The organism is Halalkalirubrum salinum (assembly GCF_005543295.1).
Taxonomy (GTDB): Archaea; Halobacteriota; Halobacteria; order Halobacteriales; family Haloferacaceae; genus Halalkalirubrum; species Halalkalirubrum salinum.
In genome coordinates this window covers 142,644-168,498 of the sequence record NZ_SRSG01000024.1, presented here as the reverse complement: position 1 = coordinate 168,498, position 25,855 = coordinate 142,644, and the positions used below count along the sequence as shown (strand labels likewise).

Here is a 25,855-nt window from a genome sequence, read left to right as displayed (position 1 = left end):
CCGAACACGAACTGATATCCAACCCCGCCAATAGACCGAATTTACACAAACACGAACATGGGCCTTACACGCTACGTCATTGCACGCGCCGGCTGGGCAGCATTCGTCTCGTTTACGATCGTGACGATCACCTTTCTCCTGCTCGCGTTCGCACCAAACCCGTCAGTCTCAGAGGCGGCGACGCAAGCTGCGCTTCAGGGCGGCGATCCGGCACAAGCAGTTGAACAAGAACGGCAGCTCCGTGGGCTTGACCAACCCCTTCACGTTCGGTACCTCGACTTCCTCGAAGGGGTGTACACCCTCGATTGGGGCTGGTCACAGAACCGCCAGCAGCCAGTAACCGCCGCGTTGTGGGAGGGAATCTACTACACTGCACAGTACTCGATTCCATGGACCGTTCTGACGCTTCTCATCGGGCCAATCGTGGGCGTGTATTCGGCGGCGAATATGTACTCGTGGCGTGACCACCTCGCGACCGGCTTTGCCTTTTTTGGCTGGGCGATTCCGAACTTCTTTTTTGGTATCGTTCTGCTCGTCATCTTCGGGGTCTACTTACAGTGGTTCCCGATACAGTACAGTACGAGCGTCCCGGTGTTCAGCCTCGCGAACGTACATCAGTTGTTTTTACCGGTGTTCGTCCTCGTCACGGGATCGATCGGCTCCGTAATGCGTGTCTCCCGGAACGAATCTGCGGAGTTCCAGAACGCGGAGTTCATGAAGACCGCGAAGGCTAAGGGCGTCTCAGTGTACCGTGCCTACGCCTATCACGTGATGCGACCGACAATGGTGCCATTGTCGACGACGATCGTGAGCCAGTTGCTTGTCATCTTCCTCGGCTCGTCGCTTCTCGTCGAGATCGTCTTCGGCATTCCCGGATTAGGACGGATCACGTTCGACGCGCTCATCAACCAGGATACCAACCTCGTGTTGGGATCGACCCTGCTTTTCACCTTCATCGCAGTAGTTGGGAATCTCATCGAGGATCTGGTGTTCACCGTGCTTGACCCACGAATCAGTTACGACGATCGATAATCATGGAGGACTGCTAACTATGGCTACCGAAAGACCGGATCGATTTGATCAGATAGACTGGGATGAGATCGCCGGGTCCACCGGACGCGAACTCTCGGTCAATCTGAAACTTATGCTGCTCACTGGGACACCTGTCGTCTTGCTTGGGCTCTACGACCACTTCGTCGTGGGTGCACGGGAGGCGACGTTCGAGCGACTAGGCGAAGACCTCGGGCTCGCCTCGCAGTTCGAGGCGATCGGGCTGACGTTCGATCCCTCGAGTCTCGATATCCTGTTCGTCTTTACATTATTTTTGTTCCTTTGGTTCGTACTCTTGCCGCTGTATCAGAATCCTCGAATGACGAGATACTACTGGAAAGAGTTCAAGCGAAACCGTCCGGCAGTGGTGAGTCTCCTCTGGCTCGGGCTGATTTTCATTGGTGGTGTGATCGGGCCGTTTTTCATCAGTATGCCTGAACAGAACCTCATCGCCGCGTACCAGCCGCCGGTATTCGGCTCAGTCGATCAGGTTCACGTCTCACAGTGTATGGGTTCGATCGAAAACGGCCGCTGTCACGGAACCTGGGAGTATCCGCTCGGCACGAACCGTGGCGGAGAGGACGTGTTCGCCGCTGTCGTTCACGGGATGACCGTCACCATGCAGATCGCGTTTATTACGACAACGATCGTTGCGGCGATCGGAATTACGTTCGGCACCGTGAGCGCGTACGCTGGCGGGTGGGCCGACGAAATCATGATGCGATTCACCGACATCATCCTCTCGTTCCCGACGCTTTTGTTCTTCCTCCTTATCCTCTACATCTACGGCGCTGGGCTCGGGATGTTCATCCTGGTGTTTGCCGCATTTGGTTGGGGTGGAACAGCCCGGTACGTCCGAAGTAAGGCGTTATCCGTCTCCGAGGAGGAGTTCGTCAAGGCAACGCGAATCAGCGGTGCGGGAACGTATCGCATTGTCCGCAGACACATTGTTCCAAACACCGCAAGCAGTGTCATTACCCAGTTGACACTCATTATCCCCGGATTCCTGCTTGCGGAAGCACAGTTGGCGTATCTCGGGATCGGCGATACGGCAGTGCCGACGTGGGGACAGCTCATCTCTTCGGGCCGGAATGCGATCGACTTCGCACCGTGGATCGTGTTGGTTCCGGGGACGGTCCTGTTCTTTACCATCCTCGCGTTCAACTTCCTGGGAGATGCGCTGTTGGACGCGCTGAACCCGAAAGCCGAATCTGAAGCGGGGGGTGAGTAACTGTGGCTACCAACAAAGACACAACAGAGATGACCGAGTCGATCCCAACAGATAGCGCTCAGGCCGAGGATTCGACCGAACCGCTCCTCACTGTTGAGGGGTTACGGACGAAATTCGCTACCGACGCCGGATCGCTCGTCGCGGTCGACGGGGTCGATTTTACCGTCGAGAAGGGTGAGACGGTCTGTATCGTCGGCGAATCCGGCTCTGGGAAGACTGTTGCGACCGAATCGATCACTGGGCTTATCGATCAACCGCCTGGAATGATCGAGGGGAAGATCCGGTTCAACGGACACTCTCTGACCAGCATGACCGAGTCCGAACTCCGTTCGGTCCGGGGCAATGAGATCACCCACATCTTCCAGAATCCTCAGGAAGCGATGAATCACTGCTACACTGTTGGGTGGCAGATCGTTGAGGCGATCAAGATCCACGACGAAGATGTGACTGATGCGGAGGCGAAAGCCCGAGCAGTCGATATGCTCGATCGAGTCGGCATCGACAACGCGAGCTCACGGTTCACCGATTATCCCCATGAGTTCTCTGGCGGGCAGAAACAGCGAATCATGATCGCAATGGCGCTCGTCACCGATCCTGATCTGTTGATCGCAGACGAGCCAACAACTGCACTCGACGTAACCGTTCAGGGACAGATCTTACAGTTACTCAACGATCTCCAAGACGAATTTGAGATGGGAATTTTGCTCGTTACGCACGATTTGGGCGTCGTTGCACAGATCGCCGATCGGATTGTCGTTATGTACGCTGGCAAGGTAATGGAGCGCGGGAGCGTGTTCGACATCTTCGATACGCCATCGCATCCATATACACAGCAACTGCTCGATTGTCTCCCGGGCCGAGGCTCTGCTGTCGGCGGGATCCCCGGCAAACTGCCGGACCCGACAAACCACCCTGACGGGTGTCGGTTCGCTCCACGGTGTGCACACGCGGTCGACGCGTGTAAAACCGGTTCGCAGCCCGAAGAAATCACAATCGAAGGCGATCACAGCGTTTCATGCGTTTACTATACGGCAGGGTACGATCGAAGTGTCGTCGAACCACCGTCTTCTGAATCTACTGGCAAGAAAACGGAGGTAGAGTACTCGGATGACTGAACCGCTTTTGTCTGTTCGTGATTTACAAAAGCACTACCCGATCAAAAAGGGCTGGCTGAACAGACAGGTTGGTGCGGCCCGGGCTGTCGACGGCATCAGCTTCGATATCCAAGAGGGCGAAACCCTCGGTATCGTTGGCGAATCTGGTTGTGGGAAATCGACTGCTGCAACCTCGATCGTCCGCTTGGAAGAGCCAACGGCCGGGGAAGTCATTTTCAACGGGAGTGGCCGCGGTGGTGCAAGCCGGAACGCGGACGGGACACATCCAAACGATGTGACTCGCTTCGATCGCCGAGAACTCAAGCGATTCCGCCGGGATGTCCAGATGATTTTCCAGGACCCGTCTTCGAGTTTCGATCCACGGATGCCGATCGGCGATACTGTCGCCGAGATGTTGATTGTCCATGGCATGAATGATAAGCATCGCCGGCGTGCGATCGTTGAAGATCTCCTCGAACGAGTTGGGTTGTCCGGATCGGATTACGATCGGTATCCACACGAATTTTCTGGCGGACAGAAACAGCGGATCGCACTCGCTCGCGCGCTCGTATTGAATCCGAGCCTCATTGTCGCCGACGAGCCCGTTTCGGCACTCGACGTGTCGGTAAAAGCAGAGATACTCGGACTAATACGTGACCTCCAAGCGGAGTTTGACCTCTCGTTATTGTTTATCAGCCACGACATGTCGGTCATTCGTGAGATCTGCGATCGCGTCGCTGTGATGTATCTCGGCGAGATTGTCGAAATTGGTGACACGGAGACGGTATTTGCGGATCCACAACATCCCTACACAGAGGCGTTACTGTCGGCGATTCCGGTGCCCGACCCTCGATCCCGGACCGAACAGATTGAGCTCACTGGAACGGTTCCGAGTCCGACAAACCCCCCCAGTGGGTGTCGGTTTCATACGCGGTGTCACAGGGTTATCCAACCAGATGGAACCGACATCGATCAAGAGAGCTGGCGTGGATTGTTGAATTTGCGTGATTCGATCGCTGCTGACGAAGTTGATATCGAGCAGATTCGTGAGCTTGCACAGGCGAGTGAGCCCGAGGTCACCGTTGAGACGCAGATCCGCTCAGAGTTTGGAATTGCGTCGCTAGCAGATTCTGTGCTTGATTCAGCTGTTACCGAAGCGATTGAACAGCTTGCCGCAGACCGTCAGGCTGTGGCGGCAGAGACACTTGCGGAAGTGGTCTGGACACCGTGTGAGAAACGCGAGCCCCCAGAGACGACACATAGCGATGGCCACGTTTCGAGATGTCTCTTGTATGAACACGACCAACCTGAGACGGTTGCTGCCGATGACTGACGGCAGTGCGGGTTGCGTACCAGTTGTACTGCGTAATTGATTCGTGTGCGAGTCGTGGTTATTCGACAGTCCTGATGACGAATACTGCCTCCTCGATCGACTCGCTCCGACAATCAGGGCACCGAGAGGGGCGATTGATTGGGTCGTCGAAGCGGCTGAATCCACAGTTCGCACACTCGGGAGGGGAAACGAGGAACTGCTCGTCGCGTTCGTCGCCGTCGATCGATCTGGCAACGTGTTGGAGGTCTTGATAAATTGTTGAAACCGGCAGCGACAGCGCCACTGACAGTGCAGGCGCAGTGTGGGGCTCTTCGCGTAATAGCGCAGCGACGCGCTCGCGTGTTGTTACTTCCGACATAATTATACCTGTTGTATCAAGGGTAAAGAACTTATCTTCGGAGTCTGAGTGTGAAGTATGAAAGCAGTTGTTCTTGCCGGCGGATACGCAACGAGACTCTGGCCGATCACGAAAGACCGGCCGAAGATGTTCCTCCCGGTCGGCGATCGAACCGTCATCGACGGTATCTTCGAGGATCTCGAAGCCGATGATCGAGTCGACGAGGTGTTCGTGAGCACGAACGAACGGTTCGCCGGAGAGTTCGAATCCTACATCGAAGACAGCGACTTCTCGAAGCCGACGCTTTCGGTCGAAGAGACCGTCGACGAAGACGAGAAGTTCGGCGTCGTCGGGGCGCTCGCCCAACTCGTCGATCGCGAGGGCGTCGAAGACGATCTGGTCGTCGTCGCTGGCGACAACCTCATCGGCTTCGATATTGCGGAGTTCCTCGACTTCTTCGAATCCAAAGGCAACACCGCGCTTGCGGCCTACGACGTGGGGTCGAAAGAACGGGCAAAGTCCTACGGCCTCGTAACGCTTGACGGCGATCAGGTCGTCGGCTTCCAGGAAAAACCAGACGATCCAAAGAGCACGCTGGTGTCGATCGCCTGTTATGCGTTCCCCGCAGATACCCTCGAACTCCTGGAGACGTACCTCTCGGACGGGGAGAATCCTGACGAACCCGGCTGGTTCATCCAGTGGCTCCAGGACCGCGGCACCGTTTCGGCGTTCACCTTCGACGACGCGTGGTACGACATCGGCACCGCTGAGAGCTACCTCGAAGCGGTCGAGTGGGCGACTGGTGGGGAGGCCGTCGTTCACGACGGCGCAACCGTCGAAGATTCTGAACTCGGTTCAAATGTCCAGATCATGGACGGCGCAACGGTCACCGGTTCGACGATCGAAAACTCAGTGATCTTCCCGAACGCCGCCGTCACGGACGCTGAGATCAGCAATTCGATCGTCGACATCGAGGCATCAGTCGACGGTGTCGATCTCACAGACTCACTCGTCGGCGAGTACACACAGCTCGAAGACGAGTAGTACACTCGGAGAGCTCAGCCCGTTTTACTTCTTTTCGGCTAGCCTCGCGTCGGTGATTCGGAGCCGTCCGCGGCCGCCGGGTTCGTCCCATTCGACGTCGTAGTCGAGTTCGATCGCCCGCTGCATATGTGGGCCATCGGTCACGATCGTCTCGAACTCACCACCTTCGCCGAGAATGTGGACGCCGTACTCCTCGTTGAGCGCCTGCAGCTCTTCGATCGCCTCAGCGTCGAGGGTTCGTCCGAGCCACGACTCATCGAGTCCGTAGGCGGCGACCTGGACGATCGTGATCTCGAACCCGGCCTCCAACATCTCTGCGGCGAGCGCTTCCGGATCGCGCTGCCAAAGCGGCGCATAGAGTTCTATCTCGAGTCGCTCGCACATCGCTTCGATCCGGCTTGTCTGGAACTCACTTTCGATCGCGCCGGCGGTGACGCCCGCGAGATCGAGTTCGGCTGCGAGTTCTTCGAGCGCAGCTTCCAGCGGTTCGAGTTCGCGATCGCCCTGTGCACCGGCGTCGATTGTCGACTCAGCGTCAAGTTCACCAGGATCGATCTCAAGGAGGTCGATGCCGATGCTTTCGGCGGCCAAGCTTGTAAGATCGGTCGCCGGCACGTGGTACATGTACGAATCGCCGCTCGGATGGACCGTTACCAACGTGGTGACATTCAGTCCGTGTTCGAGCGCCTGATACAGCGCCCACGAGGAATCTTTGCCGCCGGAGAACAGGCTCACCCACTCGTCGTTCATGCGGTAGGTAGCCGTTCGGGACGATAAAACAGCGTTGGTCCGGTTAGTGGGCGGTACCGCGCAGTTCGTGTTGCCGAGGGCCTACATGTAGCCAAGATCGCGCAGGCGCTCCATCAGGTCCTCTTTGTCCTGGGCGCGGCCAGCGCGCTCGGTCGTGTTTTCCATATCCTGGAGCCACGCAGGCTCTTGGTCGCTCTTTTCGGTCGAAATCTCGCTGCCGAGCGATCGGAACCCCTCGAAGTACTTCGGCGACACCGGAATGTCCGATTGGTCGATTCCCTCTGGAAGGTCGTCGAAGGCCTGCGGCACGTACCCTTCTTCGGGGTAGCCAGGGACGGTATCGGGAACGACGAAGTGCCAGAACGCCTCCCAGACCGATTTTTCGTCGAACTGGAGAATGGGTTGGATGCGATCGTGTGGCGGATAGATCTCCGGGTCGTGTCGCGGCGAAAAGAACGTCTCGTCGGCGCGAGCCTCCTGTTCGTCCCAGCGGACCCCAGAAATGACTCCGTCGATGTCGTAGGTTTCGAGGGCGTCGTTGAGCGCGACGGTCTTCAGCAGATGGTTGCCCACGTACGTGTCCAAGAGGAATGGGAATGTTTCCTCTTCGTATTCGAGAATGTTGTGGACGTGGTGTTGGTTGTGTTCGGATAGTGCCGAAATCGGGATGTCATCGCCCGGTTCGAGGTTGTGTTCGTCGACGTACGCGCCAATATCCTCGTTTCTCGCCCAGATGACCTCGATATCCCATTCGTCGGCCCAGTGGCGGACGAAATCCTTGATCTCCTCGAAGTGCTGATAGTGATCAATAAAGACCGCGGGAGGCACCTCGAGATCGTGCTGTTCTGCGACCTCTTTGATGAAATACAGCGTGAGCGTCGAGTCCTTTCCGCCGGTCCACATGACCGCGGGGTTGTCGTACTCTTCGAGGCCGATTTTCGTGACTTCGATCGCCTTCTCGATTTTGTGCTCGATCGACGGATAGTCGGCTGGTGATTCATCCTCGCCATCGGTATACTCTACATTCGGCGCAGATGCAAGCGGTGTCGTCATTCGCCCTCCAATAGGACGTGATAACGTAAAGACTCTTTCAAGATTGCTCGTTCTTGTCGGTACACGCTATTGTCGGCAACTGTTGCAGCGATGAGTACCGGATACGGATCAAAACTGAACACAGATTAATCCGCCAAAGTTATAATAGCGTGTCAATCAACGACTATCCGCGACGCTGAAACGTGACAACAGTTCCAACCGTCTCCTGTCCATCGATGCGTTCTGTCGTGACATTGAACCCAAAAAATCCGTCAGCCCCGATCGCCTCTTCGACGATCGCGCGCAGGGCTGCGGGTTCATGACCTTCTTGTCTGATCGCGATTCGAACGCTCTGGCGATTCTGGCTCACGTCCGCAACGTCGTAGTCGGTGTATTCGAACGCCTGCTGAATCGCTGTCGTGAGATCGCTCATATTCGATTGCTACGAGGGCAGGTTACAAAAAGCCACGATGTCCATGGAAAAATGCGGTAGAGTACGTGCTCCTGAACAGAGACTACTACTCGCTCGGGGCCGATTCGGAGAGCGACTCATAGACTGCCCACGAGGAATCGCTCTCTGGTGGATCCGTCTGCGTGCCATCGATTTGAACGCCCGATTCAGCGGTCACCTCGCCGACGATCGCCGCAGTGGTCCCTCGGGCCGTGAGTCGATCGACGACGGCCGCGCTTGCGTCTGGAGACGCGGTGACGATCAGCGTGCCCGAACTCGTTGCCGTCCATGGATCGATTTCGAGTGCTGAACAGACTGCTTCGACACCAGGGGCGATCGGAACCGAGTTGCGATCGACCGCCAGCCCGACCTCGGCGCTTTCGGCAACTTCGTGAAGCGCGCCGAGCAGTCCGCCCTCCGTGGCATCGTGCATGGCGGTGACTCCCGGTTCCGCAGCGATCGCCGCACAGTCACGAACTGTCTGGGTATCCGACAGTCGTGCTTCGGCGGCCTGTTGAGCCAAGCACGAGAGGTCCAGCGCTTCGGAGAACAGCGTCGCAAAGAGCCCCGTCGCCTCGATCGCTGGCCCTTTTGTGACGATGAGATCGTCGCCGGCTCTCGCTCCGTCGGGACGGATAATCTCGTCGTGTTCACCGACGGCGATCGCCGTGGCCGCGCCGACCCAGGGGAACGATGCCCCGGGGTAGCGGGCGGTGTGGCCCGTGCAGACGCTGATCCCGAGGTCACGACACTCCGCGTCGATCGCGTCCCAGACTGCCGCGAACTCCTCGTCTGTAATCTCAGTCGGCAGCGAGAATGCGATCGTCAGATGCGAGGGCGCAATCCCCGAGACAGCGACGTCTGAAAGAACGATGTGCAGCGCGAACCGACCTGCGCGCTTAAAGCCGAGGTCGGGGAGAATCGAAATTGGGTCTGTTGCGGTTACGAGCGCCGTCCCGTCGACGTCGAGGACGCCGAAGTCGACGCCGTGTTTCGGGCCGATCGTCACGTCCGCGCGGGCTGCGCCGAGTTTCGGAGCGATCTGTCGATCAAAAAACGACGCTGAGATCTTACCAAGCGGCATCGCCTCAAGCATTGTCGGTCTCGAAAATGTATCCTCCGGTCAGCTACGACGGTTGGTGTCGTTCGACGATCGCGTCCTGTCGATCCTCGTCTTCGTAGACGGCAGTGATAATGAACTCAGTGTTTTCCACCGTCGTTTCGTCACCCATGAAATTCAACCGGCCCAGATTGCGACCGTCTGGGGTCTGTATTTCGAGATGGCGTGCGTCGCCAGCGTCGGTCCACGTGACCGTCACCTCCTCCGCAGAGTCCGGGACGATCGAGACACCGACATCGGTTTCGTCGGTGTACTCGGTCTCGTCGAACTCCTCGTCGAACTCACCGATGAACACCGCGCCCCCGACGACAGAGGCGACTGCCACCGTGGCGACCAAGAGTGAAACGATACACCAGAAGTTGATCACGTCAAGCGTGGCTCTGTCGGCGGACTGGTCAGCCGCAGCGCCACGGTGTTGCATAACCTGACAGTCGAGACAGACGAGTAAAAACATCGCGCTCGATGGCGCGGGGGGTGTAGTACCGAGCACACGCCGAATTTCCGCAACCATACCAATTTTTCATGACGGCGATCGACCATCCATCATATGGATATCTTTGTCGCTCGAATCATGTCCACGGCGGTCAAAACGGTAACCCCTGACACGCTGGTCGAGGATGCGGCCGCCACGATGCTCGAAAACGATATCGGATCGGTAGTAGTCGTCAACGAAGAGAATCATCCTGAGGGCATTCTCACGACGACGGACTTTGTACAGATCGTCGCGGAACGAAAGCCGAAGGACCGCACGCCGGTGTCGGCGTACATGTCGACTGACGTGATCACCGCGTCCGCACAGGATCCGATCGACGAGATCGCCGAACAGATGATCGAACACGGGATTCACCACATTCCGGTGACGAACGAGTCTGAAGGGTTGATCGGTATCATCACCACGACCGATCTAACCGCGTATCTCTCTGACACGCAAATCGCGAACGTCTAACAAATTTGGGACCACCCAAGGCAATCCAATCGGAACGGCCACCCATATTCCCAATCGCACTAACCACTTCAATCGGAACGGCCACCCATATTCCCAATCGCATCAACCTCTTCAATCGGAACAGTCACCCATATTCCCAATCGCATCAACCTCTTCAATCGGAACAGTCACCCATATTCCCAATCGGCAAGACTACCCGGTAGCTCTTACATTCGGGACATCGTATAGTCACGTATGAACACTATTATGGTGCCCGTCGACGGCTCCGAGGAGTCCAAAGCAGCGCTCGAATACGCCTGTGAGTCGTTCAGCCCCGATCAGATCGTGCTGTTGCACGTCATCGCGCCGTCAACAATCTACGGTCACACCCCAGACAGCGGCGTCTATACCGAACAACTTCTCGAAAGTCAACAGGAACGGGCAGCGGGATTGTTCGAGGATCTCGAGTCGGTGATCGAATCGACTGACTCCGACATCTCCGTCGAGACGGTGACAGAGATCGGTCGACCGGCGACGACGATCGTTCGATTTGCCGAGGAAAACGACGTCGATCACGTCGTGATGGGCAGTCGGGGACGGGACGGCGCGGCGCGGATTCTCCTCGGAAGTGTCGCCGAAACGGTTGTCAGGCGCGCGAGCACGCCGGTGACCGTGGTCAGGTAGCGGCTGTCACCGATTTAAAAAAATGCGGCGATCGGAGACGATCGGGCTGTGGTGGTTCACTCGAGCACGCCAACGATGAGATACGTCTCAGGTCGCTCGCTCGCACGTTCGATCGTGAAGCCGGCAGCCGAGAGCGTCTCCGCGGCCGACGCGGCGTCGTAGCGCTCCTCGAGCGGTGGCCCCGCGACACCTTCGCCATTTTTCGACCAGTCGACAACGACAAAACGCCCTCCCGGAGACAGCACCCGGATAATCTCGTCCATTGTCCCTTCGAGCGGGAGTTCGTGGAAGGTCATCGTCGAGAGTGCGCTCGTTGCGCTGTCGTCAGCAAGCGGAATGTCGTCAGTTCCCGCTTCGAGCCGGTCGACGTTTTCCGGGACACCTTTTTCGGCGTATGCTGCGTGCATCGCCGCCTGGATGTCGATCGCCGAGACGGACCCCGCAACCGCAGCGACGTCGTCTGTGTAAAATCCAGTCCCGCTTCCGAGATCAAGCACGTGATCGGCCTCCGAGACGTCGAGTGCTGCGATCAGTTCATCTCGAGAGCAGTAGCGGTATCGTCCGGGATCTTCGAGGCGATCGGCCTGTCCGGCATCAAACGTGTGAAATCCCATGCGGCAGCTACTCGGTCGAACGTAATAACGGTTCAGCACTCGACTTCGACCGGCGGCGTGTCGAACAGTACTCGAAACTGTTGGACTCCTGACGCTGGGTCGTAGCCGTCGCGTTTGAGGTGGGCGATCGGCGAGACGTTCGGGTTCCGCTCGCGGTGGGCGTAGACCGCGGTTCGCCCGTTGCCGATCGGAAACAACCGAACGTGTAGCTGATGGCTGCTCGTCATTCCATCTGCGCGGTATGCACAGCTTGCGACCTCGTAGGCGCGACCCTCGTTCGTGTCGACGGCGTGGACGTAGGCCCGAAGAAGTTGTGTAAAGCCGTACTCGTCGATGAGCCGGTTGCGGATCGCATCGGGCGATGCTGCCCAGACTCCAGCGTACTCGTCTGCTGGCGGCGGACAGATCCGAAGGTGATGCGGCGTCAGTCGGTGTGGGAGATTGGCAACCGTTTTACCGCCGATCACCCGCAGCCGCCATAACTGGCGTGTCGTTGATGCGATCCAGAGTACCGACCAGACGAACAAAAGCGGCGTCACGATCGCACGGCGAGTGCCCATACCGTTGGTACGTCCGATGATATTTAACACCCGCTCTTATCAGGATATCGACCATTCAACTGGATGCAGCAAGGGAGGTGCGAGCGATCGTCTCCGGACATCTTCATATGCGTCTGGAACGAATACGCGTCACACCGTGGATACTCCGACGCTCCCAGCGCGGCTTCGATGGCTCGGACGACGACTCGTGCTGGGTGGGTATTATCGCGTGGTTCACGCGAACTACACTCATCAGTGGCTTGCACCGACGAAACAGACGCCGGGCGGATCGATCAGGAGCTACGATCTATACAACCGCCACGGCACCGACGAGATGCTCGCGGCGATCGAGTCCAGGTGTGGCTCCGACAGCGTCGTCTATGACGTCGGGGCGAACGTTGGGACCTACTCGTTGTCGCTGGCTGCAGGCGGAACTGGCCGTCGAATTCTCGCCTTCGAGCCCGCGCCGCCGGTGGCGACGCAACTGCAGGCAAACGTCGCGGTCAACGGCTTCGAGGACCGCATCGATGTCCGCGCACACGGACTGGGCGACACCGCAGACGTGATCCCGTTTTACGTTTCGAGCTACACTGAACTGTCTGCGTTCGATCGCGAAAGCGCCGAACGCTGGGAGGCCCACGTCCGCGAGATTTGTGAGGTTCGAATCGATCGACTCGACACGATCGCCGAGGAGACCACACCACCAGATATTGTCAAGATAGATGTCGAAGGGGCTGGCGCGGCTGTGCTTCGGGGCGCAACCCAAACGCTGGAAAGCGTCCGCCCAATCATCTTTTTAGAGATTCACGAAGACGGATTAGCCGCATCGACAACCGCCGAGTGTCGAAAAATTTTACAGTCACACAGCTACGACGTCGTCGATCGCGGAGAGTACTGGATATGCGTGCCGTAGCGGGCTACGACCAGAGCTAAGACCAGCTATATTCCGACCCACAGATAAAGTACCGTGGTATCATAGGTCATAGTATCCATGGATATCGACACTGACGCGCTGACTGGGATGCACTATGCGGCAATGGCACTCGCAGGGATAAGTGGGATCGTGCACCTCGTCCTTGGGGTTAGCTTTTTGCCTCACTGGATGGGGTTCTCGTTTCTGGTCGCAACTGGTGGGTTCGCCGCGGGAATCGTCGCAATCGCAACCAACCAGTATCGGCGAGAAACGTACCTGCTTGGCATTCCGTTTACGCTGGGACAGATTGTCCTCTGGATCGCGCTGACGCATCCAGAGTTTGTCTCGAATCCGGGCGCGATCGCGACGATCGGCCCCGTCGAAGCGATCGACAAGTTCGCACAGATTGCGCTCATTGCCGTGCTCGTGGCACTGTTGCGAACAGAATAAGTGAACCTGACGGGCGCGTCGACTTTTCAGCGCCGTCCGACGACGGCCAGCCAATCCCACAGGAAGCTGCCACAGAGTGGGCCCAGGGTGATCCACGCAAGCGTTCGCGAGGTCGGATCGGACACGATCGGCGACAGCGCGATGAAGATCACGAGCATTGTGCCCGCACCGACGGCTCGCCGCCGCTGGCTGGGCGGTAGCTCGTAGACTGGCAGTCCCCGGCGGCGGCGATACCACCGACCCGCGTCAAAGAGATACAGTGCGATCCCTGCGAGGAGGAACGCTGGCGGCGCAGCCTCGATTGCCACTGCGACTGCTGCGCCAACGAGTACGACGAGCCCATCAGTCGCGCCATCCAACGCGCCACCAAGTTCGGTAACGGTCCCCGTTCGCCGGGCGACGATCCCGTCGACAGCGTCCAATCCAGCCGCAAGCGCGAATAGCAATCCCGGAAGCCAGCCTGTCGCGGCGGGGACGAGAATGAATCCACCCAGTGCGGGAATCATTGCACCACGGGTGATGGTGATCCACGACGCCGGCGTGATCGGTTCGCTTGGATACTGCTGACGAACACCGCGAACCGTTCGGTAGTACACCCCACCGAGTGCGACGAGGACGATCGTCACCGCGAGCGCATACTGATCAAGCGCTGGCGGAACGCGTACGAGTCCGACCGATCCGACGCCCACACCTGTCGCGACGATCGTCCCGAACAGCACGCCGAACGGCTGACGGCTCATTAGGTACGTGGAGGGCTTGGACGCTCAAAAGGGGTACTACACCCGGAGGTGATCGACACAGAATCGGATTGACCGCGGAGTACAAGCCGATCGCGACCGTACCAGCGATCGATGCGGATCGCGCTGCTCGTGGCTGGCGACTTCGACGCGCCGACCGGCGGGTATCTCTACGATCGACGGCTGGTCCGTTGGCTCCGCTCGAACGGCGACAGCATCCGCGTGTACACGACCCCACACCGCGGCTACGCCGACCACCTCCTGGATGCGATTCGCCCGACGTTCCATCGAAAGCTACGCGCGATCGCAAGCGACGCTGACGTCCTCATCATCGATGGCATTGTCCATCCCTCAGTCGTTGCGTCGATTCGACTCCTCTCGACGCCGACTGTCGCGCTCTGTCACCTCCTCGAAGTGACCGTCCCCGCCCAAAGTCGATCTGACATCTCGGGTGCGGTTCGGGGCGCGATCGCGCCGTCGATCGAAGCGCAGTTTCTCGCCGACGTTGACGGGGTGATCTACAACAGCGAGACGACAAAACACGAGGCGGCTGCCATCGGAACTGAGCGGTCGATCGTCGCGCCGCCGGCGGGCGATCGCTTTGACGACCATCCATGTCGTCACCGCGCAGTCTCAAATAGAGACAGCACACAAGAGGCCGATGAGCCGCTATCAGTCCTCGCGCTCGGGACCGTCTGCCACCGGAAAGGACACGACGTATTGCTCGAGGCGATCGCGAGGCTGGATCCGACGACCGTCACGGTAACGATCGTCGGGCGAGAGAGTGCCGAGCCAAAATTCGCCCAACAGATGCGCCAACGGGCCCGTCAACGCAATCACGACGTGACGTTTACTGGAGCGGTATCGGACGACGCGGTGGCTACAGCGCTTGCAGACGCCGACGTGCTCGCGGTGCCGTCTCGGTACGAGTCGTTCGGGATCGTCTACCTCGAAGCCATGGGCTTTGGAACGGTGCCGATCGCAACCGATGCGGGCGCGCCAGCTGCAGTTATCGGCGATGGTGGAATCATCGTTCCGAGTGAGGACTCGGCGGCGCTGGCCGACGCGATCGCATCGCTTGCGTCAGATCGCGATCGACTCCGGGCGTACGCAACGCGGGCGATCGATCGATACGATGCTCACCCGTCATTCGAGGAGACGATGCGGCGACTTCGCGGTTTCATCGCCGAAATATCTGAGTCGTCGACATAATCTGTGCGACCGATCAATAGGCCTGAAAGTGGGGCAGACTGCCTCAAAGTGCGATCGATCACTCGATAGCTAACGGTTCGTCACACTCGGGACAGCGCTCGTCGATAATCGTCGCCTGAGCGTCGCAGTTCGGACAAATCGAACGGTGACACGCAGGGTCGCCCATAGCGAAACCGACGGTCCCGGATCATTTGAACCATGCGCCCGCTGGTGTCGAGCGGGGTTGACAGTGCGATCGTCGTGATTGAGGGGAGCGACAGAGCTACCTCTCGCCTTTGGGTGCGGTCGGGGCCAGATTTTGTGGGGGCGATCGCAACGGGTACCGACGATCCGCCGTTCGGAACGGTCGTCCACAACTCGGAGTGAGTGCAATCGCAATCGAGATTAGAACAGCGCCTCGCTAGCGTCGAGCGTGTGGGCCGGCCCGCCGACCTCCCACACGTCGGTTTCGATCCCGATCGCGTCGATCCGCGATCGAACCGTCTCGACGTGTTCCTCGCGCGTGTTGACGTAGACACTCGCTCCCGTGTCCGTCGAAAAGTACACTTCGACACCTTCCTCGCGGAGCTCCCGAACTGCGTTGAACACGGCGATCGTCTCCGGCTGCCAGTAGACCCACCCAGACGGGCCGGTCATCGTCGCCGCGGTTAGCGACAGCGAGTCGTGTTCGGCGAGTTTGAACGCATCAATAAAGTCTGCACGCCGGAGCGCGTCGCGCATGTCGGCGATCTGTGTCGGGATGTGGGCCATCCGCGCGCTGAACATGTGGCTTTCGGCGGCCTCTTTGTGGGCTTCCTCAGTTTCTTTGTAGGCGGGCACATGGGCGGCGACGATTCGCAACTCGTCTTCGAGATCGGATTCCAGTCTGTATGATCGACAGTCCTCGTCGTTCATGCCTGCATAGAGGTGTGAGAATCCGCCGGTTACGGCGCGTGCGGCCGACGATGAGCCACGCCGGGCGACCGTCGATATCGCGGGATGGGTCATCTCAAGGCCGGCGGCCTCGACGAGTGCGAGTGCGGCGGCTGCAAAGCCCGATGAAGAGGAGCCGAAGCCGATGTTCGACGGGAAGGAGTTCTCGCTCTCGAAACGGACTGCGTGATCGAACCCCGCGAGTTCGCGGACGTAATCGACAACGAGTTCGATCCGCTCGGCCGCGCGCCCATCGACAACTTCGCCGTCGATTTTTAGCAAGTCTTCACTCGCGTCAGGTTGCCACTCGACCGTCGTGGTCGTGTTCGTCGGGGCGGTGCAGACGCTGATCGAATCGTGGTACGGCAGCCGAAGTTCGGGATCGCGCATCCCGTGGTACTTGACGAGCCCCTGGATCGGGTGGGCTCGCGCGGTCGCTTTCATGCTCATACGGCTTTTGGGGTTGGCCCGGAGGTTAGTCGTTCCGGATCGACGAACCGAGTGACCGCGGTGGCGATCGGACACGCTGTCCCGATCGAGGACCCACGACATAAAGACATTTGACCGCGGTACGCGAACGGCGGGTATGACCGAGTATACCGTCGAGTTCGTCGGGACCGGCGAGACGATCGAGGTGTCCGACAAACAGACGATCCTCAACGCCTGTATTGAAGCGGGGATCGCCCAGGAGTACTCCTGTCGGGTCGGCATGTGTCTGGCCTGCAGCGCGAAGATCATCGAAGGGTCGGTGACCCAACCCGCCGCACGAGGATTCACCGACGAAGAAAAAGAGCACTACGCGCTGACGTGCATGGCGCGCCCGCAGTCTGATCTAACGATCGAACGCGGCGTCTATCCGCCGAGTATTGAAGATGAAACCGCCGGCGATTCGCAGGCTGCGGCCGACGACTGAGACGGATCGGTCCGACTCGCGTGCTCACTCAGACGGCTCGAAGCGGTGCCGAACCACCTCGGCGTCGTTATCCCACTCGAAGTTGCCGCCGTGGACGCGAACCATTCGTTCTTTGTACGCCTCGAGTGACGGCGATCCCTCCGCCTGCGCGTCCGCATCTGTCATCTCACCGAGCGTCAGCTCTGTCACATCTGTGACTTCGAACGTCGTGCTGTCGATCGTGAACCTGTCCCCCTCCGCAGCGTAGGGGTTCCCCCGGGTCAGCTGGGTCATCTGTCCGTTCACAACGGCGTCTTTGACGCGATCGTTTGGCAAGAGGACGTCCGCATCTATCTCAGCCATGCCGGTGGTACGCCTCGGATGTACAAGTATGGATCGCCGGACCGATCGACAAGGCGATCAATTGGAATGTGATCGGTTGCTGTTACGAATTTCGTAATTGCCAGAGTCAGGATATCCACGCCCGTGGTGGCCGAATTCCGTGGCCAGACCCGCAGATTGAATACGGCTGATGAACCCTGTTGAGATGATGCGAAAAGAGCACCTCATCACGGCGACTCAGCTTTCGCGGGCGGACATCGAGGCGGTGCTCGATCGAGCCGCCGAGATCGACGCCGATCCGAGCGCGTGGGCTGAAAAATACGAGACTGCCGTTCTCGCGCTGTGTTTTTTCGAGCCCAGCACACGAACGAAGATGAGCTTCGACACGGCGATGAAACGCCTCGGCGGCACGACGACGGACATGGGCGGGGTCGAGTCCTCGTCGGTCAAAAAGGGCGAAAGCCTCGCAGACACCATGCGCGTGGTCGAAGGATACGCCGACGCGATCGTCCTCAGACACCCGAGCGAGGGCGCAGCACAGCTGGCCAGCGAGTTCGTCGACGTGCCCGTTATCAACGCCGGCGACGGTGCTGGTCAACACCCGAGCCAGACGCTTTTGGATCTGTACACCATCCGCGAGCATACTGGATTGGACGACCTCTCGATCGGGATCATGGGCGATCTGAAGTACGGGCGGACGGTCCACTCGCTGGCGAACGCGCTGACGAACTTCGACGTTCGCCAGCACTTCATCAGCCCAGAGAGCCTCCGACTGCCGCGAAGCGTTCGGTTCGATCTCCACGAGTCGGGCGCACAGCTCAGAGAACATACCGAGTTGGATTCGGTCCTCCCTGAACTAGACGTGCTCTACGTTACGCGAATCCAACGCGAGCGATTCCCCGACGAGTCCGAGTACCGCGCAGTCGCCGGTGAGTACCGGATCGACGCCAAGACGCTCGAAGACGGGAAGAGTGATCTCGCGGTGATGCACCCACTGCCGCGGGTTGATGAGATCGCCCCCGATGTCGACACGCTCGAACAAGCACAGTACTTCGAACAGGCCCACAACGGTATTCCGGTTCGTATGGCGCTTCTCGACGAACTCCTCGGAGGTGTTCCCCAATGAGCGATAGAGAACTCCGCGTCTCAAAGATCAGAAACGGTACTGTGATCGACCACGTCTCCGGCGGACAGGCACTGAACGTTCTCTCGATTCTCGGGATCGACGGCTCCGAAGGATTGGGCGTCTCGATCGTCATGAACGTTCCGAGCGCTCAACTCGGAAAAAAAGACGTTGTGAAGGTCGAAGACAGAGAACTGAGCCAATCAGAGGTCGATGTCCTCTCGCTCATCGCTCCTGAGGCGACGATCAACATCATCCGCGACTACGAGGTGACAAAAAAGACGCGGGTTGACCAGCCCGAAACAGTCACTGGAATTCTGTCGTGTCCAAATCACAACTGCATCACGAACGGCGGCGAGCCCGTCGAGACGAAGTTCTCGATCGTCCCAGACGGCGTTCGCTGTGCATATTGTGGAACGATCATCCGCGATTCGATCGCTGAGCACATCGACACGGAGTGATTGAGGAACTCACCAATACAGAGCAATCGAAGATTCCGTCTACACCGAAGAGTTTTGATCCCAGACGGTATACAGTATATTATGTCTACGAAACTAAAACTCGTCCTCGTCATCGCCGTGATCGCACTCGTGTACGTCGTCTTTTCGGGCGACACCGAGCCAGTCGAAGTCGATCTCGACGAGTAGGAAACGAATACACGAGGAGCACCCGAACAATCGAACCGGTCCGACGAACCGCAACAAATTTTTCGGTCGCTCACCGCGACCGAGACGGATTCAAACAGGAACGACAAGAATGCCCCGAGTGTCCCGAACGAATCACTTACACAGAGTCGGGCGTAACACCACCACATGTACGGCATCGTCACGCGCAACGTCCCGGAGGTCGAGTGGCCTGATTTCGATCGGGGCTTCTATGAGGTCAAAGACGTCACCGGCCGGCCGGCCGAGCCGATCGAGAACGCGGTCAACATGGTCTCGTGTTTCGGGGACAACGCGGCAGCGAACGAGAATCCCGATCTTGTGCCGGTCGATACGGACGGCATCCCGGCAACTCGCGATCAGACCTACTTCGATTGGGCCTACATCTGTCCAACCCACGACGCCTACCGCGAGGGGCTGTTAGAGATTATCGCTGATTGTGCAGCAGTGAATTCGGATGTCCGTCTTGACGACGTTGGATTTCCGCGAGAGGGCTACTGTCGCTGTGACCGCTGCCAAGAGCGATTCGACGCAAGTGAGCACGATTCTTGGGAGGCGTGGCGCGCAGCGGTAATCACGGACTTCGTCGCCGCGGCAGCCGATCGGATTCCCGGCAAGACGTATCTTACCCTCTATCCTGACCCCTACCCAGGGCATCTCTACGAGCGGGCCGGACTTGATCTGCCGGCGCTTTCGGAGTACGTCGACGAGTTCGTCGTCCCACTGTATGACCTTGATTACGGGACCACCTACTGGCTCGAGACGATCGCTCGTGGGTTCCGATCGGCGCTCGGCGGCGACTACTCGTTGGCGGGAGCAGAACCGGAGACGCCGTTTTCCATCGAACTGTACGCGGTCGACGTCGACGTCGACAATCTCATACACGCCACGGAGGTCGCTGAGGCGTATTGTTCGGACGTGTTCTTTGGGTACGATGCGAGTCAGGCGGCTGCGGCGATCCGTCGAAAGCGGGCGGACGATCGTGAGGGCAAGACCCACAGACCGGAGTGACCGCCGATTGGCGGGTCGATCCAGCCCACAAACCCTTTAGCGACGCTGATAAAACATAGTGACAATGTCGTCGCTTTCGGATGTCTTGTCGGAGTTTGTTGCCAACCCTGACGCGATCGTCCTCTTTTCGCCGAGTCGAGGGTTTTACGATCGGTTTGCGGACGTAGACAACCTCGTGGTGGTTGCAGAAGAGAACACTGTTGACGCCGAGCAGTTCGTCGAGTTGCCGCTTTCGTTCGCGAACGTCCGCGATCGGGTTCGGTTCGGAATCGAAGGCGCAATGGACGACGGGATTCTTGAAGAGGGTAACATCGCCGTCTGTGTTACCTCGATCTTCGACGACGAAAACGACTCGGTGAGTCGGGTCCGTGTCAGCGAGTCGATGCGATCGGGCATTTACGATCTCTTTACGAACTCGCGGGCAGATCCGAGCGTAATTCGGGATGTCTTTGATGTGGCGATCGAACTCGGTAAGAAAGGACAGAAGGGCAAACCCGTCGGCGCGTTGTTCGTCGTCGGGGATGCGGGGAAGGTGATGAACAAGTCTCGTGCGCTGAGCTACAATCCATTCGAGAAGAGCCACGTACACGTTGGCGATCCGATCGTCAACGTGATGTTAAAGGAGTTCTCTCGGCTCGACGGGGCGTTTGTGATCTCCGATTCCGGAAAGATTGTCTCGGCATACCGCTATCTCGAACCGAGCGCCGAGGGTGTCGACATCCCCAAGGGACTCGGCACGCGACACATGGCCGGCGGTGCGATCAGCCGCGATACGAACGCGACCGCGATCGTCCTCTCAGAATCTGACGGGCTGATTCGCGCGTTCAAAGGCGGGACGATCATTCTCGAAATTGATCCGGAGGAGTACTAACGATGGCTGTAGAGACGGTTCTAACCGCCATTCGCCGGGTGTTCGCGGGGATTCCGCCACGAGTGTGGCTTTCGGTGTTGATCGTCATTATCGGATTCGTGCTGAGCTATCTTGTCGCCGCAATCAACCGCCGAATTCTCGAACGAGCCGGCGTTCCCGAGTCACTCGAGGGGACGGCGATCGAACGGACCGCCCGAGAGTTCGGGACGTCGACAGTTCGGATCGTCGCAAAACTCACCGGCTATTTTGTATTACTTCTTTCGCTTCTTGTTGCGTTAACTGTCGCAGAGCTTGGATATGCCGATCTGTTCTGGAGCGGGGTCGCGGTGTTTTTGCCACAACTGTTCGTTGCGGTGGCGATCATATTGATCGGCGTCGTCGTTGCAGACAAAGCCGAGTTGTTTGTTGCCGAACGGCTCCGCGGGATCAAACTGCCTGAAATCGGCGTCATCCCTGCGCTTGTAAAGTACAGCATCCTCTTCATTGCGACGTTGATCGCACTCGGGCAGGTCGGCGTTGCGACACTCGCGCTCATTGTCCTGTTGGGCGCATACCTGGTCGCACTTGTTGTCTTCACGGCGATCGCGACGCACGACCTTTTTGCCTCGTGTGCGGCGGGGGTCTACCTGCTTTTGAACCAACCGTACGGGATCGGCGATGAAGTCAGGGTCGCGGGACAACGCGGGATCGTCCAGGAGGTCGATCTGTTCGTTACCCGGATCGAGACTGACGGCGAAGAACACATCATCCCAAACCGGAGTGTGTTCAAAAACGGGATTGTCAGGATTCGCGAGTAACCACCGGAAACCGACACAGACTGCTAGGCTCGCTACTCACGATCGATCGGTGCCGCAGGCACACCCGCGACAGTTTCGCCCGGTGGCACGTCCTCTGTGACGAGAGAGTTCGCGGCAACCTGTGCGCCTGCGCCGATCTGGACCCCGGGAAGGACAATCGCACCCGCGCCAATCATCGCCCGCTCGCCGATCTCGACGTCGCCCAGTCGGTATTCTTCCTGGAGAAACTCGTGACACAAAATTGTTGCATCGTAGCCGATGATCGCGTGATCGCCGACGGTAATTCGTTCGGGCCAGAACACGTCTGGCGTCGATTCAAGGCCCCACGACACGCCGGTGCCGACGTCCACGCCGATCGAGCGCAGAAGCCAGCTTTTGAGTCGGAGGCTCGGAGAGATCCGCGCGAGGACGATCGCAATGTAGTTCACCACGACCCGAAGTGGTGATTTGGCACGCGGCCACGACCAAAGCGAGTTGTGTCGACCAGGTGTGTCGATGCGCTCGAGACGGTCATGGCGACGGGCTGCTGATCGGCTGCGCTCTCCGTTGTCTGTCGGATCTCTGTCTGCGCCGTCTGTGGAGCCCTGATCGGTCACGATCGTACGATTGGCTCGGGTGAACAAAAGCGTAAACCTCCGTCCCCACAGTCCAAACCACAGGCGCTTTGTCCCCGGGATGACGAAAAAAGAGTACTATGAGTACCGTTAGCGTCATTGGGTGCGGCCACATGGGCAGCGCCCTCGTGAAGGGATTATCGAAATCGGGCGAACATCACATCATCGCGAGCGACATCGATCCGGATGCGATCGCGGCCATCGCGGAGTACGCGAGCGAAACGACGACGGATGCGCCGGAGGCAACCGATTCACCGATCGTCTTCGCCGCGTTGAAACCAGATATTATCACGATGGTGCTCGCCGATCTCGATCTCTCACCTGAGCAGACGCTCGTCTCGACAGCGGCGGGTGTGACAACCGAGGAATTGAAAAAGCACACCGACGCGAATGTCGTGCGGATCATGCCGAACGTTGCCGCAGCCTCCAGGAATATGGCCACTGCGATGACTGGTGACGACATTCCCGCGGAGGTTATCGCGCTATTAGAGGAGGTTGGCGTCGTCGTCGAAGTCGAAGAGTCCAAGATGGACGTCACGACGGCGGTCAACGGCAGCGGCCCGGCATTTGTCTTCTATCTCATCCAGGCCATGCAGGAAGCCGGCATCGAGAGCGGGCTTGCCCCCGAAGACGCGCGCGTGCTCGCCGCCCAAACGTTCAAAGGAGCGGCAAAGATCGTCCTCGACTCCGATGAGGACCTCGATTCGCTCATTGACGCGGTCTGTACGCCGGGCGGGACGACAATCGAGGGAATGAAAATACTCCGAGAGAGTGACGCCGCCGCGGCGGTGACAGAAGCGGTCCAGGCCGCTGAACGCCGATCGCGCGAACTCGCCTCGGAGGCGGAGGCAGCGAATGAGTGAGGTACTCGACAAAACCGCAGGTGAAAGAGCCAGACAGCAGGCCGCGTCGGCCGATCGCGTCGTCGTCAAAGCGGGAACGAACTCGCTGACAACAGAGAACTCAAAACTCGACGACGAGAAGCTGAACAAACTCGTTGACGACGTGATGGACCTGCTTGAGGCCGGCAAGGAGGTCGTGCTTGTCTCTTCAGGCGCCGTCGGCGCTGGGAAGGGCCGAGTCGGCTACGGCGACGCAAAAATCGAAGAGTCTCAAGCGCTATCGACGGTCGGCCAATCGCTTTTGATGCAGCGCTACACCGAGAGCTTCGAGCGCTACGACCACAAGATCGCCCAGATTCTTCTCACCCAGACAGACCTGAACGACCCAGATCGCTTTGCGAACTTCACGAACACGATCGAGACGCTACTCGAATGGGGAATCGTCCCGATCATCAACGAAAACGACGCAGTCTCGACAAAGGAAATTCGGATCGGCGACAACGACATGCTCTCTTCGTCGGTCGCGATCGGAATCGGCGCAGACGCGCTCGTGTTGCTCACCGATGTCGGTGGCGTGTATACGGCGAATCCGAAACACGACCCCGATGCGGAGCTGATCGACGTCGTCGGAACGAACTACGGCGACGTGCAGGCGATGGTCGACGAAAGCGCGACCGAGCAGTTCGGCGGCATCCAGACGAAGGTTGGCGGCTCTCGCCGGGTCGCCGAACACGGCATCGTCTCGATCATCGCTGAGTCGACTGAACCAAACGTCCTCAAACAGATCGCGGAAGGATCAAGCGTTGGGACCGTTTTTATTCCGACAAACGGTGACACAGATGAATGAACACGCCACACAGAGAGACCGATCGGCTGAATCGAAGGTCACAGACGCTGAGAGAGCGGCTCGCGAGCTCGCACAGCTTTCTGACGAGGAGCGATCCGACGCGCTCCACGCGATCGCCGACGCGATCGACGACAACACTGAGGCGATCCTCGCGGCCAACGAACGAGACGTCGAGGCCGCAGAGGAACTGCTTGCGGCGGGTGAGTACACCCAAGCGCTCGTCGATCGCCTGAAACTCTCCGAGTCGAAGATCGCGAGTATCACTGCGATGGTCCGTTCTGTGGCCGGCCAGGATGACCCGCTCGGAGAGACGATCGAGGCCCGCCGGCTCGACACTGGTCTCGAACTGTACAAGGTGAGCGTCCCGATCGGCGTCGTCGGGGCGATCTTCGAGTCTCGTCCGGACGCACTCGTCCAGATCGCGGCGCTGGCGTTGAAATCCGGCAACGCGGTCATCCTCAAAGGCGGTAGCGAGGCCGCCGAGTCGAATCGAATCCTCTACGAGACGATCGTCGAGGCTGTCCCAGGTCTCCCAACGGGGTGGGCCGAACAAATCGAAGCGCGGGCGGACGTCGCGGCGATCCTTGAGATGGACGACGCGATCGATCTGCTCATGCCTCGCGGGAGCAGCGAGTTCGTCCAGTACATCCAGGACAACACTTCGATCCCTGTGTTGGGCCACACCGAAGGCGTTTGTCACGTGTACGTTGACTCGGAAGCGGACATCGAGATGGCAACGAACATCGCCTACGACGCGAAGGTGCAGTACCCGGCGGTGTGTAACGCGGTCGAAACCGTCCTCGTCCACGAGTCGGCCGCGGAGTCGTTTCTCCCGAAAATCGCCAGCGAGTACGCCGAAGCGGGCGTCGAAGTCCGCGGCGACGATCGCGTCGGAGAGATCGTCGACGTGGAAACGGCGACTGAGGCGGATTGGTCGACTGAGTACGGCGATTTGATTGTCTCGATTCGGGTTGTTGATTCACTAAGTGACGCGATCGACCATGTGGCACGCTATGGGTCGAAACATACCGATGCGATCGTGACTGATGACGGCGATCGGGCCGCGCGGTTCATGCGGAGTCTCGATTCGGCGAGCGTCTTCCATAACGCCTCGACGCGGTTTGCAGACGGCTACCGCTACGGCCTTGGCGCAGAGGTCGGCATCTCCACGGGGAAGATCCACGCACGCGGCCCAGTCGGTCTTGAAGGATTGACGACGTACCAGTACTACCTCGAAGGATCGGGCCAGCAGGTCGGCACCTACGCCGGCGAGGACGCGAAGCCGTATCGTCACGAAGACTTCGACGGAGTGTGGTCGCCGGGATCGCTCTCAGACGGCGAGTAACGGCCGTTCGTACTACTGGCTACCGCTCGGACGGTTCCACTCGTTTGGACGTTTCGGGCAGAAGTATTTCCCGTATGGACT

32 protein-coding genes are annotated in these 25,855 nt (G+C 58.9%); 20 read left to right on the top strand and 12 right to left on the bottom strand.

Features of this window, described 5'->3' with window-relative positions:
- Nucleotides 1–57 precede the first annotated feature (57 nt).
- The 4 genes from E5K03_RS10085 to E5K03_RS10070 are packed head-to-tail and all read left to right on the top strand — an operon-like array spanning nt 58 to nt 4,708.
- On the top strand, nt 58–1,032 hold the full coding sequence (locus E5K03_RS10085) for an ABC transporter permease (protein ID WP_138006721.1): 975 nt from the start codon (nt 58–60) through the stop codon (nt 1,030–1,032).
- Between the two features lie 19 nt (nt 1,033–1,051).
- Nucleotides 1,052–2,281: an ABC transporter permease gene (locus E5K03_RS10080; RefSeq protein ID WP_138006720.1), complete on the top strand. Its 1,230-nt coding sequence runs from the start codon at nt 1,052–1,054 to the stop codon at nt 2,279–2,281.
- A gap of 29 nt (nt 2,282–2,310) precedes the next feature.
- A complete protein-coding gene (locus tag E5K03_RS10075) occupies nt 2,311–3,396 on the top strand; it encodes an ABC transporter ATP-binding protein (protein ID WP_138006792.1) in 1,086 nt (361 codons plus the stop codon).
- Entirely contained in the window at nt 3,389–4,708 is a 1,320-nt protein-coding gene (locus tag E5K03_RS10070) for an ABC transporter ATP-binding protein (RefSeq protein WP_138006719.1), read from the top strand. The genes E5K03_RS10075 and E5K03_RS10070 overlap by 8 nt, the downstream gene beginning before the upstream one ends.
- A gap of 58 nt (nt 4,709–4,766) precedes the next feature.
- Here E5K03_RS10070 and E5K03_RS10065 read toward each other — a convergent pair whose 3' ends face one another.
- Nucleotides 4,767–5,066, bottom strand: coding sequence for a transcriptional regulator (locus tag E5K03_RS10065; RefSeq protein ID WP_138006718.1), 300 nt, complete (start codon nt 5,064–5,066; stop codon nt 4,767–4,769).
- A 57-nt stretch (nt 5,067–5,123) separates the two neighbouring features.
- Here E5K03_RS10065 and E5K03_RS10060 point away from each other — a divergent pair, with 57 nt between their 5' ends.
- Nucleotides 5,124–6,089, top strand: coding sequence for a sugar phosphate nucleotidyltransferase (locus E5K03_RS10060; RefSeq protein ID WP_138006717.1), 966 nt, complete (start codon nt 5,124–5,126; stop codon nt 6,087–6,089).
- Nucleotides 6,090–6,113: 24 nt separating this feature from the next.
- Here E5K03_RS10060 and E5K03_RS10055 read toward each other — a convergent pair whose 3' ends face one another.
- From E5K03_RS10055 to E5K03_RS10035, 5 genes are all read right to left on the bottom strand, one after another.
- Nucleotides 6,114–6,839: a diphthine--ammonia ligase gene (locus tag E5K03_RS10055; RefSeq protein ID WP_138006716.1), complete on the bottom strand. Its 726-nt coding sequence runs from the start codon at nt 6,837–6,839 to the stop codon at nt 6,114–6,116.
- An 81-nt stretch (nt 6,840–6,920) separates the two neighbouring features.
- Entirely contained in the window at nt 6,921–7,892 is a 972-nt protein-coding gene (locus E5K03_RS10050; protein ID WP_138006715.1) for a phosphoadenosine phosphosulfate reductase family protein, read from the bottom strand.
- 163 nt (nt 7,893–8,055) lie between these two features.
- Nucleotides 8,056–8,304, bottom strand: coding sequence for a hypothetical protein (locus E5K03_RS10045; RefSeq protein ID WP_138006714.1), 249 nt, complete (start codon nt 8,302–8,304; stop codon nt 8,056–8,058).
- Between the two features lie 85 nt (nt 8,305–8,389).
- The gene (locus tag E5K03_RS10040; RefSeq protein WP_240730000.1) at nt 8,390–9,418 is read right to left on the bottom strand and encodes an AIR synthase family protein; all 1,029 of its coding nucleotides are present in this window, start codon (nt 9,416–9,418) and stop codon (nt 8,390–8,392) included.
- A 31-nt stretch (nt 9,419–9,449) separates the two neighbouring features.
- Nucleotides 9,450–9,863 (bottom strand): hypothetical protein, encoded by a 414-nt coding sequence (locus E5K03_RS10035; RefSeq protein WP_138006713.1) that lies wholly within the window; start codon nt 9,861–9,863, stop codon nt 9,450–9,452.
- 126 nt (nt 9,864–9,989) lie between these two features.
- Here E5K03_RS10035 and E5K03_RS10030 point away from each other — a divergent pair, with 126 nt between their 5' ends.
- Both E5K03_RS10030 and E5K03_RS10025 read left to right on the top strand, forming a co-directional pair.
- The gene (locus tag E5K03_RS10030; RefSeq protein ID WP_240729999.1) at nt 9,990–10,388 is read left to right on the top strand and encodes a CBS domain-containing protein; all 399 of its coding nucleotides are present in this window, start codon (nt 9,990–9,992) and stop codon (nt 10,386–10,388) included.
- Between the two features lie 234 nt (nt 10,389–10,622).
- A complete protein-coding gene (locus tag E5K03_RS10025) occupies nt 10,623–11,051 on the top strand; it encodes a universal stress protein (RefSeq protein ID WP_138006712.1) in 429 nt (142 codons plus the stop codon).
- A gap of 56 nt (nt 11,052–11,107) precedes the next feature.
- Here E5K03_RS10025 and E5K03_RS10020 read toward each other — a convergent pair whose 3' ends face one another.
- Complete coding sequence (locus E5K03_RS10020) at nt 11,108–11,665, bottom strand: class I SAM-dependent methyltransferase (protein ID WP_138006711.1); 558 nt, start codon at nt 11,663–11,665, stop codon at nt 11,108–11,110.
- A gap of 32 nt (nt 11,666–11,697) precedes the next feature.
- Nucleotides 11,698–12,225 (bottom strand): hypothetical protein, encoded by a 528-nt coding sequence (locus tag E5K03_RS10015; protein ID WP_138006710.1) that lies wholly within the window; start codon nt 12,223–12,225, stop codon nt 11,698–11,700.
- A 136-nt stretch (nt 12,226–12,361) separates the two neighbouring features.
- Here E5K03_RS10015 and E5K03_RS10010 point away from each other — a divergent pair, with 136 nt between their 5' ends.
- Nucleotides 12,362–13,117, top strand: coding sequence for an FkbM family methyltransferase (locus E5K03_RS10010; protein ID WP_138006709.1), 756 nt, complete (start codon nt 12,362–12,364; stop codon nt 13,115–13,117).
- Nucleotides 13,118–13,195: 78 nt separating this feature from the next.
- Entirely contained in the window at nt 13,196–13,567 is a 372-nt protein-coding gene (locus E5K03_RS10005; protein ID WP_138006708.1) for a hypothetical protein, read from the top strand.
- Between the two features lie 26 nt (nt 13,568–13,593).
- On the opposite strand, the gene E5K03_RS10000 is transcribed toward E5K03_RS10005, so the two are convergent.
- The gene (locus tag E5K03_RS10000) at nt 13,594–14,307 is read right to left on the bottom strand and encodes a CDP-alcohol phosphatidyltransferase family protein (RefSeq protein WP_138006707.1); all 714 of its coding nucleotides are present in this window, start codon (nt 14,305–14,307) and stop codon (nt 13,594–13,596) included.
- A 111-nt stretch (nt 14,308–14,418) separates the two neighbouring features.
- On the opposite strand from E5K03_RS10000, the gene E5K03_RS09995 reads away from it, so the two are divergent.
- Both E5K03_RS09995 and E5K03_RS17225 read left to right on the top strand, forming a co-directional pair.
- The gene (locus tag E5K03_RS09995) at nt 14,419–15,516 is read left to right on the top strand and encodes a glycosyltransferase family 4 protein (RefSeq protein ID WP_138006706.1); all 1,098 of its coding nucleotides are present in this window, start codon (nt 14,419–14,421) and stop codon (nt 15,514–15,516) included.
- A gap of 198 nt (nt 15,517–15,714) precedes the next feature.
- Nucleotides 15,715–15,882 (top strand): hypothetical protein, encoded by a 168-nt coding sequence (locus E5K03_RS17225; RefSeq protein WP_171006666.1) that lies wholly within the window; start codon nt 15,715–15,717, stop codon nt 15,880–15,882.
- A gap of 18 nt (nt 15,883–15,900) precedes the next feature.
- On the opposite strand, the gene mvaD is transcribed toward E5K03_RS17225, so the two are convergent.
- Nucleotides 15,901–16,872: a phosphomevalonate decarboxylase MvaD gene (gene mvaD, locus E5K03_RS09990; RefSeq protein WP_138006789.1), complete on the bottom strand. Its 972-nt coding sequence runs from the start codon at nt 16,870–16,872 to the stop codon at nt 15,901–15,903.
- A gap of 142 nt (nt 16,873–17,014) precedes the next feature.
- Here mvaD and E5K03_RS09985 point away from each other — a divergent pair, with 142 nt between their 5' ends.
- Entirely contained in the window at nt 17,015–17,341 is a 327-nt protein-coding gene (locus E5K03_RS09985) for a 2Fe-2S iron-sulfur cluster-binding protein (protein WP_138006705.1), read from the top strand.
- A 24-nt stretch (nt 17,342–17,365) separates the two neighbouring features.
- Here E5K03_RS09985 and E5K03_RS09980 read toward each other — a convergent pair whose 3' ends face one another.
- Complete coding sequence (locus tag E5K03_RS09980; protein ID WP_138006704.1) at nt 17,366–17,683, bottom strand: ASCH domain-containing protein; 318 nt, start codon at nt 17,681–17,683, stop codon at nt 17,366–17,368.
- A 187-nt stretch (nt 17,684–17,870) separates the two neighbouring features.
- Here E5K03_RS09980 and pyrB point away from each other — a divergent pair, with 187 nt between their 5' ends.
- From pyrB to E5K03_RS09955, 5 genes are all read left to right on the top strand, one after another.
- Nucleotides 17,871–18,788: an aspartate carbamoyltransferase gene (gene pyrB / locus E5K03_RS09975; protein WP_138006788.1), complete on the top strand. Its 918-nt coding sequence runs from the start codon at nt 17,871–17,873 to the stop codon at nt 18,786–18,788.
- Entirely contained in the window at nt 18,785–19,246 is a 462-nt protein-coding gene (gene pyrI, locus E5K03_RS09970; RefSeq protein WP_138006703.1) for an aspartate carbamoyltransferase regulatory subunit, read from the top strand. The genes pyrB and pyrI overlap by 4 nt, the downstream gene beginning before the upstream one ends.
- A gap of 351 nt (nt 19,247–19,597) precedes the next feature.
- On the top strand, nt 19,598–20,458 hold the full coding sequence (locus E5K03_RS09965) for a hypothetical protein (protein WP_138006702.1): 861 nt from the start codon (nt 19,598–19,600) through the stop codon (nt 20,456–20,458).
- Nucleotides 20,459–20,522: 64 nt separating this feature from the next.
- Nucleotides 20,523–21,329 (top strand): diadenylate cyclase DacZ, encoded by an 807-nt coding sequence (gene dacZ / locus E5K03_RS09960; RefSeq protein WP_138006701.1) that lies wholly within the window; start codon nt 20,523–20,525, stop codon nt 21,327–21,329.
- 2 nt (nt 21,330–21,331) lie between these two features.
- Complete coding sequence (locus E5K03_RS09955; protein ID WP_138006700.1) at nt 21,332–22,126, top strand: mechanosensitive ion channel domain-containing protein; 795 nt, start codon at nt 21,332–21,334, stop codon at nt 22,124–22,126.
- Nucleotides 22,127–22,158: 32 nt separating this feature from the next.
- On the opposite strand, the gene E5K03_RS09950 is transcribed toward E5K03_RS09955, so the two are convergent.
- Nucleotides 22,159–22,722 carry an acyltransferase gene (locus tag E5K03_RS09950; protein WP_138006699.1) on the bottom strand — a complete coding sequence of 188 codons (564 nt, stop codon included), beginning with the start codon at nt 22,720–22,722 and terminating at the stop codon, nt 22,159–22,161.
- 98 nt (nt 22,723–22,820) lie between these two features.
- Between E5K03_RS09950 and proC the strand changes: the two genes are divergently transcribed.
- Genes proC through E5K03_RS09935 form a run of 3 tightly spaced genes read left to right on the top strand, consistent with a single transcriptional unit; the run spans nt 22,821 to nt 25,774 of the window.
- Entirely contained in the window at nt 22,821–23,603 is a 783-nt protein-coding gene (gene proC / locus E5K03_RS09945) for a pyrroline-5-carboxylate reductase (RefSeq protein WP_138006698.1), read from the top strand.
- The gene (gene proB, locus E5K03_RS09940; protein ID WP_138006697.1) at nt 23,596–24,429 is read left to right on the top strand and encodes a glutamate 5-kinase; all 834 of its coding nucleotides are present in this window, start codon (nt 23,596–23,598) and stop codon (nt 24,427–24,429) included. Before proC ends, proB begins: the two co-directional genes overlap by 8 nt.
- Complete coding sequence (locus E5K03_RS09935; protein WP_138006696.1) at nt 24,422–25,774, top strand: glutamate-5-semialdehyde dehydrogenase; 1,353 nt, start codon at nt 24,422–24,424, stop codon at nt 25,772–25,774. Before proB ends, E5K03_RS09935 begins: the two co-directional genes overlap by 8 nt.
- The last annotated feature ends 81 nt before the right edge of the window (nt 25,775–25,855 follow it).

Bases quoted from the DNA above. Each gene is read 5' to 3' on its own strand.
- E5K03_RS09965 (WP_138006702.1), top strand. From the start codon at position 19,598: ATGTACGGCATCGTCACGCGCAACGTCCCGGAGGTCGAGTGGCCTGAT.
- E5K03_RS09995 (WP_138006706.1), top strand. From the start codon at position 14,419: ATGCGGATCGCGCTGCTCGTGGCTGGCGACTTCGACGCGCCGACCGGC.
- E5K03_RS10055 (WP_138006716.1), bottom strand. From the start codon at position 6,839: ATGAACGACGAGTGGGTGAGCCTGTTCTCCGGCGGCAAAGATTCCTCG.
- E5K03_RS10075 (WP_138006792.1), top strand. From the start codon at position 2,311: ATGACCGAGTCGATCCCAACAGATAGCGCTCAGGCCGAGGATTCGACC.
- E5K03_RS10085 (WP_138006721.1), top strand. From the start codon at position 58: ATGGGCCTTACACGCTACGTCATTGCACGCGCCGGCTGGGCAGCATTC.
- E5K03_RS10020 (WP_138006711.1), bottom strand. From the start codon at position 11,665: ATGGGATTTCACACGTTTGATGCCGGACAGGCCGATCGCCTCGAAGAT.
- E5K03_RS10030 (WP_240729999.1), top strand. From the start codon at position 9,990: ATGGATATCTTTGTCGCTCGAATCATGTCCACGGCGGTCAAAACGGTA.
- E5K03_RS10045 (WP_138006714.1), bottom strand. From the start codon at position 8,304: ATGAGCGATCTCACGACAGCGATTCAGCAGGCGTTCGAATACACCGAC.
- E5K03_RS10065 (WP_138006718.1), bottom strand. From the start codon at position 5,066: ATGTCGGAAGTAACAACACGCGAGCGCGTCGCTGCGCTATTACGCGAA.
- proC (WP_138006698.1), top strand. From the start codon at position 22,821: ATGAGTACCGTTAGCGTCATTGGGTGCGGCCACATGGGCAGCGCCCTC.
- E5K03_RS17225 (WP_171006666.1), top strand. From the start codon at position 15,715: ATGCGCCCGCTGGTGTCGAGCGGGGTTGACAGTGCGATCGTCGTGATT.
- E5K03_RS09985 (WP_138006705.1), top strand. From the start codon at position 17,015: ATGACCGAGTATACCGTCGAGTTCGTCGGGACCGGCGAGACGATCGAG.
- E5K03_RS10060 (WP_138006717.1), top strand. From the start codon at position 5,124: ATGAAAGCAGTTGTTCTTGCCGGCGGATACGCAACGAGACTCTGGCCG.
- mvaD (WP_138006789.1), bottom strand. From the start codon at position 16,872: ATGAAAGCGACCGCGCGAGCCCACCCGATCCAGGGGCTCGTCAAGTAC.
- E5K03_RS10050 (WP_138006715.1), bottom strand. From the start codon at position 7,892: ATGACGACACCGCTTGCATCTGCGCCGAATGTAGAGTATACCGATGGC.
- proB (WP_138006697.1), top strand. From the start codon at position 23,596: ATGAGTGAGGTACTCGACAAAACCGCAGGTGAAAGAGCCAGACAGCAG.
- pyrI (WP_138006703.1), top strand. From the start codon at position 18,785: ATGAGCGATAGAGAACTCCGCGTCTCAAAGATCAGAAACGGTACTGTG.
- E5K03_RS10035 (WP_138006713.1), bottom strand. From the start codon at position 9,863: ATGCAACACCGTGGCGCTGCGGCTGACCAGTCCGCCGACAGAGCCACG.
- E5K03_RS09935 (WP_138006696.1), top strand. From the start codon at position 24,422: ATGAATGAACACGCCACACAGAGAGACCGATCGGCTGAATCGAAGGTC.
- E5K03_RS10025 (WP_138006712.1), top strand. From the start codon at position 10,623: ATGAACACTATTATGGTGCCCGTCGACGGCTCCGAGGAGTCCAAAGCA.
- E5K03_RS10005 (WP_138006708.1), top strand. From the start codon at position 13,196: ATGGATATCGACACTGACGCGCTGACTGGGATGCACTATGCGGCAATG.
- E5K03_RS10015 (WP_138006710.1), bottom strand. From the start codon at position 12,225: ATGGGCACTCGCCGTGCGATCGTGACGCCGCTTTTGTTCGTCTGGTCG.
- pyrB (WP_138006788.1), top strand. From the start codon at position 17,871: ATGCGAAAAGAGCACCTCATCACGGCGACTCAGCTTTCGCGGGCGGAC.
- E5K03_RS10070 (WP_138006719.1), top strand. From the start codon at position 3,389: ATGACTGAACCGCTTTTGTCTGTTCGTGATTTACAAAAGCACTACCCG.
- dacZ (WP_138006701.1), top strand. From the start codon at position 20,523: ATGTCGTCGCTTTCGGATGTCTTGTCGGAGTTTGTTGCCAACCCTGAC.
- E5K03_RS10080 (WP_138006720.1), top strand. From the start codon at position 1,052: ATGGCTACCGAAAGACCGGATCGATTTGATCAGATAGACTGGGATGAG.
- E5K03_RS10000 (WP_138006707.1), bottom strand. From the start codon at position 14,307: ATGAGCCGTCAGCCGTTCGGCGTGCTGTTCGGGACGATCGTCGCGACA.
- E5K03_RS10040 (WP_240730000.1), bottom strand. From the start codon at position 9,418: ATGCTTGAGGCGATGCCGCTTGGTAAGATCTCAGCGTCGTTTTTTGAT.
- E5K03_RS09980 (WP_138006704.1), bottom strand. From the start codon at position 17,683: ATGGCTGAGATAGATGCGGACGTCCTCTTGCCAAACGATCGCGTCAAA.
- E5K03_RS09955 (WP_138006700.1), top strand. From the start codon at position 21,332: ATGGCTGTAGAGACGGTTCTAACCGCCATTCGCCGGGTGTTCGCGGGG.